Genomic DNA, 17,317 nt, shown 5'->3' on the forward strand with positions numbered 1-17,317 from the left:
CCTCCTTAAAGATTCAAATCTTGATGATAATTTAATGGAGAAAAATCAGTTGATTGCGTAATAAACTGAGATGCAAGTTTTTTAAAAGAATCCATAGCCATTATAGCTGCTTTATTGCTTTGTTTATCTGCTAATTTGTTTAGTTCTTTCCCAGTAAGATTATCTGATGCCTGAATAGTTTCGTTGATTATTTGAATATAACTTTGAACTAGTTGATTTTGAACATTAGATAACTGTTCTCCAAACTCTAAATAATGAGGATCAACAAGAACTCCAACCAATTTATAAATCCAATAAGCAGATTTAGGATCATAATCTTTTCCAACTGGATATTGATACTCTTCAGGAGTATCAGTAATTCCAGCAAAAAATGGCACATAAGTACTTTGTGCACCCACACCCATTAAAAGCCAGTGGATATCGCCAATTTGTTGTGGAAGATTACCATTTAATTGTAAAACATGTGACTCTTGTGTTTTAGCCAAACTAATAGGTCTAAACTTAGTTTTTTCTGTTTTAGTTCCGGTTCCAAGTGGATCAAAAACAGTTCCTTGATAATGAGAACTTAAAAATGATTGAGCATCAAACACAGAAATTAAATGCTCTGCTTTTTGACTAAAAGGTAATTGTTGTGAATTTGGATTTTGTTCAATTTTAGGATTAAATGTTCTTTGTCCATACCAAACTCTAGGTGTATTGTAATAAGTATCTGATTGATCTTGAGTACCAAAAATTTCTCTAAAATTAAACCCCTTTCTATTAATATTTAATTTGTTTTGATTAACAAACTCAAGAATATTAGGGGACCATTGGAAATTAATGGGATCATCAAAATTAATATTTTGGATTGCCATTTGATTTGCCACAACAGCATACTCATCATCTGGGATTTTTTCAGCAACCCAATTATGACCAGATCCGATTTCAAAATACCAAACTTCCTTACAATCTGAAAAAAGAATTCCATTTGTTTCAGAAGCTCCGTATTCACTTACAATTTTACCTAATCTCTTTACACCTTCTTTAGCGGTTTTTATATATGGAAGAACAACTGTTACCATTGCTTCTTCCCCAATACCATTTTTTACTAAGGAATCCGCTCCAAGAACTTGATTATTAGCATAAGTACTTTCAGTAGCACTCATTGCTACTCCGTCTTCATTAATACCGTCTTCTTCAAATAAACCAAATTTATCGGTCCATTCCGGAGTAGCAGTATACTTTAACCGTTCTTTAGGCAACAAGATTTGAAAATTATTATCTTTAGAAATAAATTTTTGCTGTTTTGCTAATTTTTGGTGTTCATGAACTATAAAACGTTTAGGCCAAGCTGATTTAGCATCTTCATTTCTACCAATCAGAGTACTTCCATCTGTAGTTGCTTTTCTACCAACCAAAATGCTTGTACATGCTGAATAATTATTATTCATTATTACTCCTTATTTATTTTCAAAAAAATATCTTACATTTTAATTGTACACCAAGCTAATTTATAATTCATGATAATGAATAGTTATGAAGAAAAACCAATAAAGGTTATAATTATTATATTAAGTTAATTTTATGGAGTTAAACATGAAAAACGAACAATACATAATGGCAATTGATGAAGGAACCACATCTGCTCGTGCTATTTTATTTAACCATCAAGGACAAGAAATTGGAAAAGCACAAAAAGAAATCACACAATACTTTCCACATTCTGGATGGGTTGAACAAGATGCAAACGAAATTTGGAATACTGTTGAAACTATAATTTCTGAGGTGCTTTTTAAAAGTGAAATCCCTCCATATAAGGTTCGTTCAATTGGAATTAGCAATCAAAGAGAGACAACGGTTATTTGGGATAAAAATACAGGCAAGCCTATTTATAATGCAATTGTTTGGCAATCAAAACAAACCGCATCGATTGCTAATCAATTAAAACAAGAGGGTTACGAAAAGTTAATTCATGAAAAAACTGGATTATTAATTGATTCTTACTTTTCTGCTACTAAAATAAAATGGATTTTAGATCATGTTGAAGGTTCTAGAGAAAGAGCACAAAATGGTGAGTTAATGTTTGGTACCATTGATACGTGGTTATTATGGAAGTTGACTAATGGAAAAGTACATGCTACCGATTATACTAATGCTAGTAGAACTATGTTGTTTAACATTAACGATTTAAAATGGGATCAAGAAATATTAAATATTTTGAATATTCCGCAAAAGTTATTGCCAAAAGTTGAAGACCCCTCTCATATTTATGGATATACACAAGATTTTACTTTTATGGGAGTTCAAATTCCAATTTCTGGAATTGCTGGAGACCAACAATCTTCCTTATTTGGACAACTAGCCTTAAAACCTGGAATGACTAAGAACACTTATGGAACTGGTGCCTTTATCATGATGAATTTAGGTAATTCGGTTAAGTTATCTAAACAAGGGTTACTGACTACCATTGCCTATGGTCTTAATGGTGAAATTACTTATGCATATGAGGGAAGTATTTTTGCTGCAGGAGCAGCCGTTGAATGGTTGAAAAATGGAATTAAAATTATTGATGATGTTTCTGAATCTGGAAAGCTGGCACAGGAAACTAAAACTTCAGAAATTGTTTATGTAGTACCTGCATTTTCTGGGTTGGGTGCTCCTTATTGGGATCAAAATATTCGTGGTTCAATTTTAGGGTTAACTATGCATACCACCAAGAATCAAATTGTGCGTGCAACGTTAGAATCATTAGGCTATCAAACAAAAGACGTCTTAGAAACGATGGTGGATGAAACAGGAATCGAACTAAAATCAGTAGTTGTAGATGGCGGTGTGTCCAAAAATAATTATTTAATGCAATTTCAGTCAGATATTTTAAATAAGACAATTGAAAGATCACAAATATCTGAAACTACAGCACTAGGGGCAGCTTATTTAGCTGGATTATCAGTGGGATATTGGAAAAATATTACTGAATTACAAAAAAATAAAACAGCTGGTATTATATTTAATCCCCAGATAAGTCAAAATAATCGTAATAAACTATATGATGGTTGGAAAATGGCTGTCAAAGCAACTAGTGAATTTAAAAAGGGGAAAAGTAATGGAACTTCCTGAAGAATTTAAAACTAAATATCAAAAATTACTGGGCAATGAATATGGTGAATTTATAAAAAGTTTTGATGATGAACCAGATAATGGATTTCGCATTAATAAATTAAAATCAGCAGCAAATATTCATGAAAATTTTGACTATCCAATTGAGTATGTTCCAAATGGATACTATGGTAAAGTCAATGGTAAAACACCTGAACATCAAAGTGGATATGTTTATAGTCAAGAACCATCAGCAATGTTTGTGGCTCAAGTAGTAGATCCACAACCTGGAGAAAAAATCCTAGATTTATGTGCTGCACCAGGTGGGAAATCCACCCAAATTGCTAACTTATTAAATAATACTGGTTTATTAGTTTCTAATGAAATTGATCGGGGACGCGCTAAAATATTAGTAGAAAATCTTGAAAGGTTTGGCGTTTGGAATTCACTAATTTTGAATGAATCTCCTCAAAAAATGGCTAGTCATTTTAAACATTATTTTGACAAAATTTTAATTGATGCACCTTGTTCTGGGGAGGGAATGTTCCGTAAAAATCATGAAGCTACGAAATATTGGTCAATTGATTACCCTAAAGAATGCGCTATTCGACAAAAAGAAATAATTACCGAAGCAGTTAAAATGCTTAAACCTGGTGGCCAGTTAATTTATTCGACTTGTACTTTTGCTCCTGAAGAGGATGAACAGATTATTGCTTGGATATTAGAAAATTACAATTTTACTATATTACCAATCCCTAAATATGAAGGAATGGTTGATGGGAAACCTGCTTGGGCAAATGGAGAAGAGGACTTAACTAAAACTGTTCGTCTTTTTCCGCACCTGTTCAGGGGAGATGGGCATTTTGTAGCTAAATTACAGAATAACGATTTGAAATCGATTAATAAATTTAATCCGCAAAAATCAAATGTAAAACCTGATATCCAAAAGGAATGGGAAAAATTTAACAATGATACTTTTGTTGATTTTGATCCCAAAAATCTTTTAAAGTTTGGTGATATGTTATATTCTTTCAATCCTGAAATACCAAATTTACAGGGATTAAAAGTTATGCGACCAGGAACACCATTAGGGATAGTTAAAAAAAATCGAATCGAACCTAGTTATGGACTCTCACTAGCTATCAATCCTAAAAATGTTAAGAGAAAAATTCAAATTGACAGAAATCAATGGAAAGCATATGTTCACGGAGATACTATTAAAGTCGATAAAGATTTGAATAAAGGATGGTATTTAATTCAATGTGATGAAATGGCAGTTGGATTTGGTAAAGTTGTTAATGGAACTTTGAAAAATTTTTTCCCTAAGGGTTTAAGATTTAAAGTATAAAAAAATAATGCTCTGACCAACAATTAGCTGGTCAGAGCATTATTTTTTTATTTAATATGTCTTTGTTGTAAATAACTAAGTAGTTCAGGACTAAGGACTGTTTTTTTAGTACGCAATTCTTGGATATTTTGAACACCCAAAATAGTAAAAATTGATTTAATTCCATCAATCCATGAATTAATCATAATTTCTGTTTTTTCGACGCCATTATCAATTAAACTAACTAATATTTCACTAGCTATCCCAACTGCATCTGCACCCAAATATAGTGATTTTACAATTTCTAATGGATTTGTAATTCCACCGGTGGCAATAATTTGTACCCCATTAACTTTTTGAGACTCATAAAGAGATTGAACTGTGTTTATGCCCCAATCTTTTAAATATTTCATTTCCTTATTTTTACGTCTAAAGTTCTCAATTTGTGCAAAATTAGTACCACCACGTCCACCGATATTAACGTATTTAACACTTATATTTTTTAATCGTTGAAGGGACTCAGAATCCATTCCAAAACCCACTTCTTTAATAATTACAGGGATTGTCACATGTTCTACAATTTTTTGGATATTATCAATCCACTTAAATACTGATGCTCCTTCTGGCATAATAATCTCTTGAACTGCATTAATATGGATTTCAATTGCGTTGGCATCGATGAGTTTAATCGCATCATCAACTTCATCCAAGGAAACATCCGCACCTAAATTAGCAATTAAAATTCCTTTTGGATTAACTTTTCTGGCAATTGTAAAACTGTCGCTTGTTTCTGGATATTTTAAAGCGACACTTTCACTCCCAACAGCCATTGCTATTCCAGTATCTTTAGAAATTTTAGCTAATTTTTGATTTAATTTTTTAGTAAAATCACTTCCACCAGTCATTGCTTCAATGTAAAAGGGGATATTAAATTTAAGATTGCCAATTTGTGTCGAAATATCAACTTCTTTTTTACTAATTTCTGGCAGAGAGTTAGGCATAAAGCGAATATCATCAAATCCAGCATTTGAATTCTCTTGATGAAATTTTTTGGCTAATGAAACATGTTCATCTTTTCTATGGGAATGTTGGTTTAACATCCTAAAACTCCTTAATGTTCATAAATACTAATATCAAGTCTTTGAATTCCATTTTCTTTCCAATCCTTAATAAGCTGATTGATATCGCATTCTTTTTCAATTAAAACAATTCCACAATCTCCACCACCAGCTCCAGAAGTTTTTGCTGCACCACCAAACTTGTCAGCAATTTCAATTAATTTTGTCAAAGCAGGGGTTTCAATATCAACATGAGCAAATTTACTTAAATTGCGCAATAATAATCGATTCCAGTTAATATTGTTCATAATTATTCTAATATTATTTTGTCTGAAACCATTTGTAATTTCTCTTACGCACTTATTACTATCATGGAGAAATTTTTGATAACGTGAATTATTTTTTCCTTTTTTTAATTCAACTTTATCAATTAAATTAGATGTTGAAGAAGGAGATCCAGACCATCCAACTAAAAATTTTAATGAATTGGGGATTTTTAAAGGAATAATCTCTAAATCCGGCCATTGTAATTTGAGAAGTTCTTTAATAGATATTTTTTTACGAAAATCTGCTAACCATTGTCGATCGAAAGAACTATATGAAATAATTCCACCAAAAACACTTGATGCTACATCACCTAATGATCCATTACCTTGAACATCAAAATGAGAAATTGCAGCTAATTTAAATAATTCAATTTTAGTAATTTTTAATTGGTACAGTTCACAAAGTGCTTTGATAGTTGCTACGGTCACCGCCGCAGATGAACCTAATCCATATTTTTTTCCATCACCATTATCCAATGTACTGTTAACGTTAATTTCATATGTTTGTGGGGGAATATTCAACGTTTGAACGTATTCTTCTGTAACATTGATAGCAGAAATAATATATTGAAATGGATTATCACGATTATCAACAACCATTTTTGAACCTATCCGATGCGATCTTAACATATGATTTTCATATTGTTTTGAGGTAATCAGACCAGTTCCGGAAGTTTTTTTTAACTTAACGGTAACAAAACGATTAACCGCAGCTATAATGGCATGATTGCCGTTTTCAACAACAGCATATTCTCCAGCAATATAAATTTTTCCAGGAGCTTTAGTTGTAATCAAATTAGTAACTTCTTTCTTATTTTAAATACTTAATTCCAGGACCAGGTGAAGCAACTATTATCTTATCCTCATCAAAGTCTTTTTTCAATTCTTGCTTTAAGCTTACAAGATTATGGTCTTCTACTAAAATCTTCACATTGGGACCTGCGTCCATAGTAAAGTAACATTCGATTCCTCTTTGACGTAAGTTATGAACTAATTTCATAACTTTTAATGAATCAGCATCAAAATAGGTAAAATCTGGGTCTGCGCTTAATGTTAATGCGTGCATCCTCATAGCATTTTCTTCTGCAATTTTACCCATTCTACTAAAATCATGAGCTTTAATTGCTATTTTAATATTTTTAAGGTCTCGTTTGCAAAGTTTTTTCCATTCAACGTAGTAAGGGGAAGTGTCTTTTGAAATTTTCATACCTTGAGTACTAGTCATCTCTTTTTCTGATTTGTTAACCAAAATTGCCACTATATGAATATTCCAATCAACTTTTTCAATAAAAGGAACTCCAATTGAGGTTTGATCACCAAATCCTTTTTGCCACTCCACAAAGCCACCATAAATAGAACGAGTTGCAGATCCAGAACCTCTTCTAGCTAATCTCGATAGTTCTTTTTTGTTTAATTTTAATCCGATTGCTTTACTGGCAGCTCCTGCTAATGCAGCAAATCCAGAAGCAGAAGAAGCTAATCCTGCGGCAGTTGGAACATTGTTTGACGTTTTAACTTCTGCAAAAATGTTTTTACCAGCCATTTCTCTAACGATGTTTAAAAAATTAGTAATTCGTTTTGCTTTATTTCCTTTAACTGCTTCACCGTTAAAAATAATTTGATCAGCAGCTAACTCATTTTTAAATGTTACTTCCGTGTCAGTATAAAATTTATCTAATGTTAATGACAAACTGCTAGTAGTCGGGATTTTTAAGGCTTCATTTTCTTTTCCCCAGTACTTTACTAATGCAATATTGGTATGAGCACGTACTTTGGAATTATTTTGACTTTCAAATGTCATTGTTTACTCCTAATTGTTTAATTCTTGTAATGTTTGAATCCAAACGTGAGCTGCTCCATTTTTTAATAAAGCATTTTTAATATTAATAGCTGTATGTTCTTTGGATGTAAGAGCAATTATACAGCCTCCCAAACCACTACCAGTTAATTTAGCACCTACTGCACCAAATTGTAGTGATATTTTTATTAATTTTTCAATTTCTTTTGAACTAACTTTAAGTTGTTTTAAATCTTGTTGGGCCAAATTCATAATTTTACCAGTGCCGTTAATATCATCAGATGAAATGGTTTTTTTAGCATTCTCAACTAAGTCACCTAAATGATCAATAATTTGTAATATTTTAGTTTTATTATTTGCTAATTCGTCATGTACTTTACTAACTGCGACGCGTGTATTACTAGAAATCCCAGTATCTGCAATTACTAAGTAACCATTTAATTTAGAAGGAAAGTCAGAAAATTGTTTTGCTTCAAATAAAATCGGATGCATAGAACTAACCGTTTCAGCATCAATTCCACTTGGATTACCATGCGTGACATTTTCTTCAATATCAGTAAATGTTTTTAAGGTATTCATATTTAATGGCTTTTCGAAAAAATTGAAATATCCCCGAATAATAGCAGTCGCGGTTGCTGCAGAAGATCCCATGCCTCTTCCCAAAGGAATTTCACTTTTGATTGTAATATCTAAAGGAATTCGTTTCGAGTTAAGGTTATCTTCTAATTTAATGATTAATAATTTTAGTCCGTCCATATAAGCAGGTAGTTCGTTAGGAGTACCATTAAAATAAGAACTATGAATTATCGATTGATTAATTTTACTTTTTTTAATAGTTACGAAAACTTTAACTTGAGGTATTGGGAAGATAATGGCCGGTTTATTATATACAGCACTATGTTCACCCAAAAAAATAACTTTGGCATGACTTTTACCAGAGGCACTATTTTTCATTAATAATCGCTCGCTTTCTTAATAGTCTCATTTTATCACAAATTATTTTATTTCTAGCACTCAAGCGTATTGACATTATCGAATATCACTAACTTGTAGTAAAATTGTTTTAGTTAGAAATGAAAGTTGGTGATTATTACGAATAAAGATACAGTATATTCGGTTGTTGATATGGAAACGACTGGAACTGATATAAATAATGGAGATCAAATAATTCAATTTAGTGTTGTTTTTGTGCAAAATGGTAAAGTTATTGATTCTTATTCAACATATGTAAATAATGGGGAAGAAATTCCACAGGAAATTACAAAACTTACGGGTATTTCTGAAAAAACAATTAAAAATGCTCCAACTTTTGATCAACTAGCTCCCATCATTTATAAAAAATTAAAAAATACGGTTTTTGTAGCTCATAATGTCAATTTTGATTTTCCCTTTTTAAATAATTCATTAGAACAGGTTGGATATCCAACGTTAGATAATGATGCTATTGATACGGTAACTCTTTCGCAGATTTTCTTCCCGACACTGACTAGTTATCGTTTAAGTCACTTAAGTAGTTATTTTCATATTTTACATGATCATCCGCATTCATCATTTAGCGACGCTAAAGCAACCGCTGATTTATTATTAATCATTTATAATAAGATTAACTCACTACCAATAGATACCATAAAAAGTATTTTAGAAATTAATTTAGATTTACCACAACAAACAAATGATTTTATTAAATCAATTTATCAAGAAAAACTAAGCAAAAATAATAATGCTTTATTATCAGATGATTTGGTTAATGTTGAAGGACTTATCTTACGAAAACATCAAATTAAATTAAATAATAATCAAGAAATTGACAAAAAGTTTCCAAAAACTAAACATCAAAAACAATTATTATTAGAAAATAAATTTAAATGGCGTGAATCTCAGAGTAAAATGATGAATTTGATTTATCGTAATTACACTGATTCGCAAAAAACAACTGATAATCTTTTAATCGAAGCTCCAACAGGAAGTGGTAAGACACTTGGTTATCTGCTACCAATGGCCTTTATAGCTGCTAAAGGAAAACCAGTTGTAATTAGTACTGCTACAATCGCATTGCAAGAACAATTAAGCCAAATTTTAAAATACGAAATTAATGATTACTTTGGATTTAATCTAAATACAAGCATTTTAAAGGGAAAAAATCATTATATTGATCTTTCAAGATTTGTTAATAATCTAGTAGTTAATGATGATAATAAATTATCACAATTTATTAAAGCACAAATTTTAGTTTGGTTAACTGAAACAACTACTGGCGATTTAGATGAATTACATCTACCCACTGAAGCAGCGATTTTAAAACAAATCAGTTATCAATCTGGAAAAAATAACTTTGACAATGAATTTGGAGAATACGATTTTTTAGAGTGGCAAAAAAAGAAGCTTCAAGTTTCGGATATGATAGTGGTTAATCATAATTATTTATTTAAGAACGCAAAAAAAATTCATGAAAATCTGAATACTAATCCTTATTTAATCATAGATGAAGCCCATCGATTAGCAGACGTAGCGTTTGATTCCCAAAAACAATCGCTTTGGTTAGGCACAATTAAGTTATATACTGGACGGATTAAAAATGACGTTTTTCAAACTCATAATAAAAATTTAATGGATATTTTTGACGATGACATATCATTAAATAATGAACTTAAAAAAATCATGAAAAAAATTGATGAGGTTTTTGAAGTTAATTCAAAACTATTGAACCAGTTTCAACAAAATTTTATGCATCATTTATCTAATGAACAACATGAAATTGGTTTGAAAACAACCAAACTCAATAAATATTTTGAAAACGTTCATAATGATTTAAAAAAACAATTTAAATTAAATGAGCAAATCAAAAAATTATTAAATCAAATTAATATTAAAATTTCTAAAAGTGTGCAAAAGTGGACGGCATCAGATTACAAAATTTTTCTGCAATTTAATGATCATGTTAATCATATTAATAATTTTATTACTAAGGTTCAAAATATAGTTAATCAAATTAATGTTAGTTCTGATTCTGAAGTTTTTTGGTTAAATTATTCAGATGACATGGATGTTAATAACGTTTATCTATCACTAGCTAGGTTTGACACCAGCAGCAATCTGAATAAAAAAATTTATAGATATTTTGAGCCAGTTGTTTTTACCGGGTCAGTCTTGTTTACATCAAAAAAATCCCAATATATTTATGATCAATTAGACTTACATCGAAGTAACACTAGAATGAAACGTTTAAAAAATTCATTTGATTATGCTAAACAAAGTCAAATAGTAATTTCTAAAGAAACTCCAACACCAGAAAATTATGAAAATGATGAATACGTTAATTATTTAGCAAATTCAATCCAAAAATTGTTTGAAGAAAGTCCACAGCCTACGCTAGTGTTATTTAATTCAATGAACTTAATTAAAGCAGTTTATGAAAGACTTAATGGAAACGATAATTCTTATGCTGTTCTTGCATCTGGTATTTCTGGAGGTCAAGAAAAAATAATTAAACGTTTTGAAGCTAATCCAAATTCAATTATTTTGGGTTCAAATGCTTTTTGGGAAGGGATTGATTTCCCAAAACACTATTTAAAATCTATTATTATTCCTAGGATACCGTTTCCAGCACCAAATAATCCGATAGTTAAAGCTAGAGCATCATATCTAAAAAAGAAAAAAAAGAATCCTTTTACTAGTTATTCATTACCCCAAGCTATTATGGATATAAAACAAGGGATTGGACGCTTAATTCGGAATAAACAAGACTATGGGACTATTACAATTTTAGATAATCGAATTATAACTAAAAAATATGGAAAACAAATAATGAAGGCAATTGATAACGGAGTAGCTCCAGAAGTCGGATCAATAGAGAAAATTGCCAAAAAAAACATTGAATTTTTAAAACAACATCATCAAAAATAGTTGTTCTTTGCTATAATTAAATTATTCAGCCAAAAAGAGGATTAAAGATGCGAAAAAAATGGATTAGACGTAAAAAATTGATGAAAATATTTGAAATATTAGTCATATTTTTAATTTTTTTATTAATAATGGCGGTTATGATTATTCATCAAGCTAAAGAACCACAAATTAAAACGAAAAGAACTACAATTAATTTGGTAGAAAAGCACGCTAAATTTCATGGAATTAATGAATTTTATACCTCTAATTTGGGCAAGACATATTATTCAGTATCTGGTTATAACCAGGACGGTAAACCTGCGTATGCAATAGTTTCTAAAAATTGGGAAAATATTCAAGTTATTAAACATGATGATGGAATTTCTTCTAATAAAGCTAAAAATATTGCTCTCGATGGAAATAAAAATAAAAAGGTGACTAATGTTGGATTGTCATTATTAAAAAATAAACCGGTTTGGATAGTTTCGATGTCTTCTAAAGATCATCACATGAGTTATAGTATAATTAATTTTTATAATGGTCGTGTTATTTCTAAAATTAATAATATTTAGTTAAATATAAATAGGAGGAGGCTATATGGACGATAAATTAACTCACTATTTAAATTTAGGTTCAATTAATGTTTCCGGTTTTTTATTGACTAACTTTCCTAAATTGGGGATTGATTCTGCAGAATTAATCATTATTTTAGAATTAAATTATTTTCGTACTCAAGGAGATTCGTTTCCGAATGCTCAAAAGCTTTCTACAGTTACTGGTTTAACTGAAAGCGAAGTCTATGAAATTTTACACCAATTAGTAGCTAAAAAATTAATTTCAATTAAAACTAGTAATACTACTAATAAAGATGAATACAGTCTAGAACCATTGATTAATAAGATGAATCAGCTTATGGATAATAAAGAAACAATTCCTAATTATAAAATGGATGTTTCTAAGACAAAAAATAACAATGAAAAAAATGCTAAAAAAGAAACCTTTGATATGATTAGCAGTGAATTTGGTAGGATGCTTTCTCCACTTGAACTAGAAACTATTAATGCATGGTTTGATGAAGATAATTATTCGCCAAAGTTAGTTAATTTAGCATTGAAAGAAGCTGTATTAAATCAAGTTTATAACTTGAAATATATGGATCGAATATTGATAAATTGGAAAAAGTCTAATATTCAAACTGCAGCTCAAGTTGAAGATCAGAGAAATAAAAGACAAAGTAATTTTAAATCAAACAATAGCAATGAAGGTCCTAAAATACCATTATTTAAAATTCAAAAAAAATAAACCAAACCCCAGATTTTAAAAATCTGGGGTTTGGTTTTTATTTAAGGATTACTATTTCCACCATTGTTGTTTTCATTATCAACATTAGTAGGCTGACTTTGAGTTCCTTGGGGATTCTTATTTTGAGTATTATTTGTTTGATTCCCATCATTCTGACTATTGTCGGTTTGATTATTATTATCTTGATTATTATTTGTAGAATTATTTTTATTATCATCATTTGGTGTTTCTTCATTGGCAGCTGAAGTACCACCACTAGTGGCATCATCGTCCGTCTTTGACTCATTCTTATTTTGTGAACTATTAGAATTGTTATTCACAACAGATTTATCATTGGAAGCTTGCTCTGATTGAGTAGAATTATGGGAAACTTTAGCGTCTGAATCGCCAGGATAACCAACGATGTAATATTGAGTTGCGTGGTCTTTGTGGGTTTTAACCACATCCGAAGGTTTATCCCAATTTTCATTTGGTAGATTTTCAGAAGCTTTTTCCATCGTTTCTTTATAAAATTTTTGAGCAATCTTAGTTTGAGACTGAGATACATAATGACCATCTTCAAGTGGGCGATCATAACCAGTCCAAACCGACAATGATAAGTTTTTAGTATAACCAGTAAACCATGAATCCATACTTGCATCTTTAGGGAACTTGCCTAGATAATTACCAGGATATTGAACAGTACCCGTTTTACCAGCTTCATATAAATCATCAATTTTAGCTGCTGTTCCGGAACCTTTTGGATCAGTCATAACACCTTTAAGCATATCGGTCATCATAAACGCAGTAGCAGTTGACATTGCTCTGTGACTGGTAGAACCATAGTGTTTTGCTTCACCTGTTGGGGTAACAACTTTATTGATCATGTAAGGTTTGTGATAAATACCACCATTAGCAAAGGCTGCATAAGCAGCAGCTTCTTGTTCAGTAGAAATGTAAGCACCAATACCATTTTGCAAATCAAGCGGCTGTTTAAATTTCATTCCCAAGCCATTGAGGAAATTCGTTGCTTGAGGAATACCAACTGCCTGTAAAGTTCTAATGGCTGGAATATTACGAGACTCTATAAGTGCTTGACGCATCGTGATGGTACCCTCATGTTTATTATCAAAATCATTTAACTCCTTACCAGTTCCAGGATAAGTAAAGGGTGTATCTTTGATAGGTTGGTAGGTTGGATATTTAAGGTATTCAATGGCTGGACCGTAATCCATTAATGGCTTCATAGTTGAACCACTTGAACGATCAGTTTGAACAGCTCGATTTAATCCAAATAATACATTCTGTTTTCGACTTCCTAACATTGATACAACTTTACCATTATGTGGATCAACCATTGTTGCTCCAATTTGAAAGTTTTTATTTGGAAAATCCATTCCAGAATTCTTATCATTTGCCAGTTTATACATATGTTTTTGCGTACTCATATCTAAGTTTGTATAAACCTTATTACCAGAAGTAAGATTGTATCCTTTGTTTTTTAATTCTTGAATAACTTGGCTAATATAACCATCAGCATATTTTTCATCTTTTTGAGTTGGTGTCTTATCAACGTTTTTTGTATGCAGTCCTTTTTTTACACTTTCTTTTTCAGCTTGATCAGCTTGTGCACGGCTAATTGATTTGTTACGAACCATTGCTTCTAAAACTGTATCTCTTCTCATTTGAGCATATTTAGGATTGTGTACAGGATTATATGCGACAGGAGCTTGTGGTAATCCAGCTAACAAAGCTGTTTGTGAAAGATCAAGTTTATTTAAAGGTTTATGAAATAATAATTGTGAAGCTGTTTGCATTCCATAAGAATTATTCCCCATATAAACCTTATTAACATAAAATTCCATGATTTGTTGTTTACTATAGTCACGATCAACTTTAATGGCTAACCAAGCTTCTTGGGCTTTTCGTTTCAAAGTTTGGTCAGAAGATTTAGTTGAAAATACAGATAATTTTACCAATTGTTGGGTTAATGTACTTCCACCTTGTAATCCTCCACCAGAACCAATTAAATCGCTTCCAGCAGCTTCTATAATTCTAATTGGATCAACACCTTTGTCAGAGTAAAAATGGCGATCTTCAATAGAAATAATTGCATTTTTTAAATTATCCGGAATATCTTGTTGTTTAACATAATCTCTATTTTGCATTCCTAGTCGAGAAATAACTTTTCCATTTTTATCGTAAATAGTGGTGGAGTTATCGCTAGAAAGCGTGTGATAAGAAATTTTAGGAGCCGTTGCTGCGTAATATGCAAACATCCCACATCCCATTAAAATAAGTAAAAAAACAAATAAAATAATCCACATAATAATGTGAAATACTGGCCCATGATGCCTTTGATTTTTCCTCATTCTAGAATACGTTTCATCTGAGCTCATTTTATTTTCCTCCATTGTCGTCAATAATCTTATCAACCGCATCCAAATATGGAATAAGGGGATTGATTTGATAGCTTAGTTTATAGCCTGAATTTTCTAATTCTTGCTTAGAAATAGATTTTCTTCCATCGTTATATTGTCTTTCCCAATAAAAAAATAAATCAGTTCCATTTAGAACAAATAATTCGTTTGTTTTCACAAATTTAATTAATGAAAAACAAATTCCCCCTAATTTAGAACATTGTTGCATATGGCTAATTTGATGTTGGTGAAAATTATTCAGGGGGAAAGAAGTTTTGTTAGTAGTTTCCTTTGCATCAAAGTCAATATATTTTTCTTTAAAAATACCATTATAGTCAGTAGTAGACGCTTGCTTAAAATAGGCTTCTTTAATAACTGCTGCACTTCGCTTAGGATAATCTACTTTTACAATTTGAATTGGAGTTGGTTTCTTATGAATGACAGCAATTCCTTTATTTAAATAATATGCATTACTTAAATTAATTTCTTGTTCCAAAGACATTCCTCGATCGCCGTAATTAATGGTACTCTTTTTTTTTGACTGCTTGTTATTTGGTGAATAATCATTTCCGTTGGGATAATTGATAGTCAATCTAAAACTCCTCATTAAATAATTCATACAATCTTATTGCGTAATGTACTACAATTATAGCAATATAATTGATTTATTAAAAATTTTATTGATTAGAGGATTATGAATGAATAGGATATGGGTAAGTGGATATCGTAACTACGAATTAGGGGTTTTTGATAATAAAAGTCCAAAAGCTCTAATTATTAAATTAGCAATTAAGGAGCAATTGAAACAGTTAATTGAAAATGGATGTGAGTGGATAATAACAGGAGTTCAATTGGGTACAGAACAATGGACAATTGAAATTGCAAACCAATTAAAGGAAGAATATCCAAATCAATTTAAAATTGGAATTATGTTACCATTTAAAGATTTTGGAAAAAAATGGAATGAAGCTAATCAAATTCAAATGCAACATTTATTATCTATAGCTGATTTTTCTGCTTCAGTTAGCGATCATCCTTATGAGTCGCCACAGCAATTAAAAAATTATCAAACATTTATGTTAACACATACGGATGGGGCCTTGTTTTTATACGACACTGATAATGAGGGAAAAACAATGTATGATTACAATGCAACTAATTATTATATGAAAAATCATAATTATACAATGCAAATAATTGATTTTGATGATTTACAAGAAACCGCTAACGAATTGCAATCACAAACTGATGATGACAATTTTTCTTAATTATGCTATAATAATGTAGTATTTAAATTACAAGAGGTGCTTTAGAATGAACAAAATCAATTTCACACCAAAAGAAATTTTGCAAAAAGAATTTAAACAAAAAATGCGAGGATATGATCCAAACGATGTTGATTCGTTCTTAGATGAAGTTATTAAAGACTATGAAAGTTTTCAAAAAAATATTCAAGAACAAGATCAACAAATTGATCAATTAGATTCTGAAAACAAACAATTAAAATCTAGAGTAGCTGCATTGACAAATGAATTAGCTAATAAAGCAGATTATGTTAAACCTGAGCAGAGTGTTGAAACAACTTCTGCTCCACAACCTAAACCGGTTGAAAATGATACAAATAACAATGTAACTAACATGGATGTTTTGCGACGTTTGTCAAATCTTGAACGTAAAGTATTTGGTGAAAATACTAACAACTAAATGTATAATTGGTGCAGACTCTGAGTAATCGCGGTCAGTTTTTACTGGCTGAGGAAAGTCCACTCTCGCACAAGCTGAGACGCTTGTAGTGTTCGTGCTCGGTGAAAAAATAAGCCGGGGAATTGTATTTTTACGATTACGGCGAAAGAACAGACTAAGGATTTTTAATCTATGTCTTAGTATTTCCTAAGGTGCTATAGAGACGATTAATTTGAGAAATCAAATTACTGGAACGTAGTAAACCCCTCGAGCGGGAAACCCAAACTTTGGTAGGGGAGCTTTACACACGGAAATTGAACCAAGTGTAGGGCAAGAATCTTTGATTCTTGAGATAGATGATTACTACTCAATTGTTATTCCTGATATTTCAATTGAGCACAAAACATGGCTTACAGGGGTCTGCACCAATCAGGAAGAGTGGGATTTCCCACTCTTTTTTTATAGAA

Annotated in this window: 14 protein-coding genes and 1 other RNA gene; 8 read left to right on the forward strand and 7 right to left on the reverse strand. The window is 30.9% G+C overall.

What is annotated here, in order from left to right; genetic code table 11:
• Positions 1-5: 5 nt before the first annotated feature.
• Positions 6-1,430, reverse strand: coding sequence for a C69 family dipeptidase (locus BHU33_RS01780; RefSeq protein ID WP_054646196.1), 1,425 nt, complete (start codon positions 1,428-1,430; stop codon positions 6-8).
• A 145-nt stretch (positions 1,431-1,575) separates the two neighbouring features.
• Here BHU33_RS01780 and glpK point away from each other — a divergent pair, with 145 nt between their 5' ends.
• Together glpK and BHU33_RS01790 are read left to right on the forward strand one after the other, a co-directional pair.
• Positions 1,576-3,096 carry a glycerol kinase GlpK gene (glpK, locus tag BHU33_RS01785; RefSeq protein WP_054646195.1) on the forward strand — a complete coding sequence of 507 codons (1,521 nt, stop codon included), beginning with the start codon at positions 1,576-1,578 and terminating at the stop codon, positions 3,094-3,096.
• Positions 3,083-4,423 carry an RsmF rRNA methyltransferase first C-terminal domain-containing protein gene (locus tag BHU33_RS01790; protein ID WP_056997614.1) on the forward strand — a complete coding sequence of 447 codons (1,341 nt, stop codon included), beginning with the start codon at positions 3,083-3,085 and terminating at the stop codon, positions 4,421-4,423. Before glpK ends, BHU33_RS01790 begins: the two co-directional genes overlap by 14 nt.
• Before the next feature lie 47 nt (positions 4,424-4,470).
• Here the strand turns inward: BHU33_RS01790 and fni are convergent, their stop codons facing one another.
• Genes fni through mvk form a run of 4 tightly spaced genes read right to left on the reverse strand, consistent with a single transcriptional unit; the run spans position 4,471 to position 8,538 of the window.
• Entirely contained in the window at positions 4,471-5,502 is a 1,032-nt protein-coding gene (fni, locus tag BHU33_RS01795; protein WP_054646194.1) for a type 2 isopentenyl-diphosphate Delta-isomerase, read from the reverse strand.
• A gap of 11 nt (positions 5,503-5,513) precedes the next feature.
• Positions 5,514-6,581: a phosphomevalonate kinase gene (locus BHU33_RS01800; protein WP_056997613.1), complete on the reverse strand. Its 1,068-nt coding sequence runs from the start codon at positions 6,579-6,581 to the stop codon at positions 5,514-5,516.
• Between the two features lie 16 nt (positions 6,582-6,597).
• Positions 6,598-7,587 (reverse strand): diphosphomevalonate decarboxylase, encoded by a 990-nt coding sequence (mvaD, locus tag BHU33_RS01805; protein WP_054646193.1) that lies wholly within the window; start codon positions 7,585-7,587, stop codon positions 6,598-6,600.
• A gap of 9 nt (positions 7,588-7,596) precedes the next feature.
• Positions 7,597-8,538 (reverse strand): mevalonate kinase, encoded by a 942-nt coding sequence (gene mvk, locus BHU33_RS01810; protein WP_054646192.1) that lies wholly within the window; start codon positions 8,536-8,538, stop codon positions 7,597-7,599.
• 129 nt (positions 8,539-8,667) lie between these two features.
• Between mvk and BHU33_RS01815 the strand changes: the two genes are divergently transcribed.
• Genes BHU33_RS01815 through BHU33_RS01825 form a run of 3 tightly spaced genes read left to right on the forward strand, consistent with a single transcriptional unit; the run spans position 8,668 to position 12,768 of the window.
• Positions 8,668-11,487 (forward strand): helicase C-terminal domain-containing protein, encoded by a 2,820-nt coding sequence (locus BHU33_RS01815; protein ID WP_054646191.1) that lies wholly within the window; start codon positions 8,668-8,670, stop codon positions 11,485-11,487.
• Between the two features lie 47 nt (positions 11,488-11,534).
• The gene (locus tag BHU33_RS01820) at positions 11,535-12,038 is read left to right on the forward strand and encodes a cell wall elongation regulator TseB-like domain-containing protein (protein ID WP_054646190.1); all 504 of its coding nucleotides are present in this window, start codon (positions 11,535-11,537) and stop codon (positions 12,036-12,038) included.
• A 25-nt stretch (positions 12,039-12,063) separates the two neighbouring features.
• The gene (locus tag BHU33_RS01825) at positions 12,064-12,768 is read left to right on the forward strand and encodes a DnaD domain-containing protein (protein WP_056997611.1); all 705 of its coding nucleotides are present in this window, start codon (positions 12,064-12,066) and stop codon (positions 12,766-12,768) included.
• 41 nt (positions 12,769-12,809) lie between these two features.
• Here BHU33_RS01825 and BHU33_RS01830 read toward each other — a convergent pair whose 3' ends face one another.
• Together BHU33_RS01830 and recU are read right to left on the reverse strand one after the other, a co-directional pair.
• The gene (locus BHU33_RS01830; protein WP_065866220.1) at positions 12,810-15,146 is read right to left on the reverse strand and encodes a transglycosylase domain-containing protein; all 2,337 of its coding nucleotides are present in this window, start codon (positions 15,144-15,146) and stop codon (positions 12,810-12,812) included.
• Between the two features lies 1 nt (position 15,147).
• On the reverse strand, positions 15,148-15,759 hold the full coding sequence (gene recU / locus BHU33_RS01835; protein ID WP_143444884.1) for a Holliday junction resolvase RecU: 612 nt from the start codon (positions 15,757-15,759) through the stop codon (positions 15,148-15,150).
• A gap of 106 nt (positions 15,760-15,865) precedes the next feature.
• On the opposite strand from recU, the gene BHU33_RS01840 reads away from it, so the two are divergent.
• The 3 genes from BHU33_RS01840 to rnpB all read left to right on the forward strand — a co-directional run bounded on the left by BHU33_RS01840 (position 15,866) and on the right by rnpB (position 17,268).
• Positions 15,866-16,435: a DUF1273 domain-containing protein gene (locus BHU33_RS01840; protein WP_054646188.1), complete on the forward strand. Its 570-nt coding sequence runs from the start codon at positions 15,866-15,868 to the stop codon at positions 16,433-16,435.
• A gap of 46 nt (positions 16,436-16,481) precedes the next feature.
• On the forward strand, positions 16,482-16,871 hold the full coding sequence (gpsB, locus tag BHU33_RS01845; protein ID WP_054646187.1) for a cell division regulator GpsB: 390 nt from the start codon (positions 16,482-16,484) through the stop codon (positions 16,869-16,871).
• 16 nt (positions 16,872-16,887) lie between these two features.
• Positions 16,888-17,268, forward strand: an RNA gene (gene rnpB, locus BHU33_RS01850) — RNase P RNA component class B.
• Positions 17,269-17,317 lie beyond the last annotated feature (49 nt).

The organism is Fructilactobacillus lindneri DSM 20690 = JCM 11027 (genome assembly GCF_002907375.1).
Taxonomy (GTDB): domain Bacteria; phylum Bacillota; class Bacilli; order Lactobacillales; family Lactobacillaceae; genus Fructilactobacillus; species Fructilactobacillus lindneri.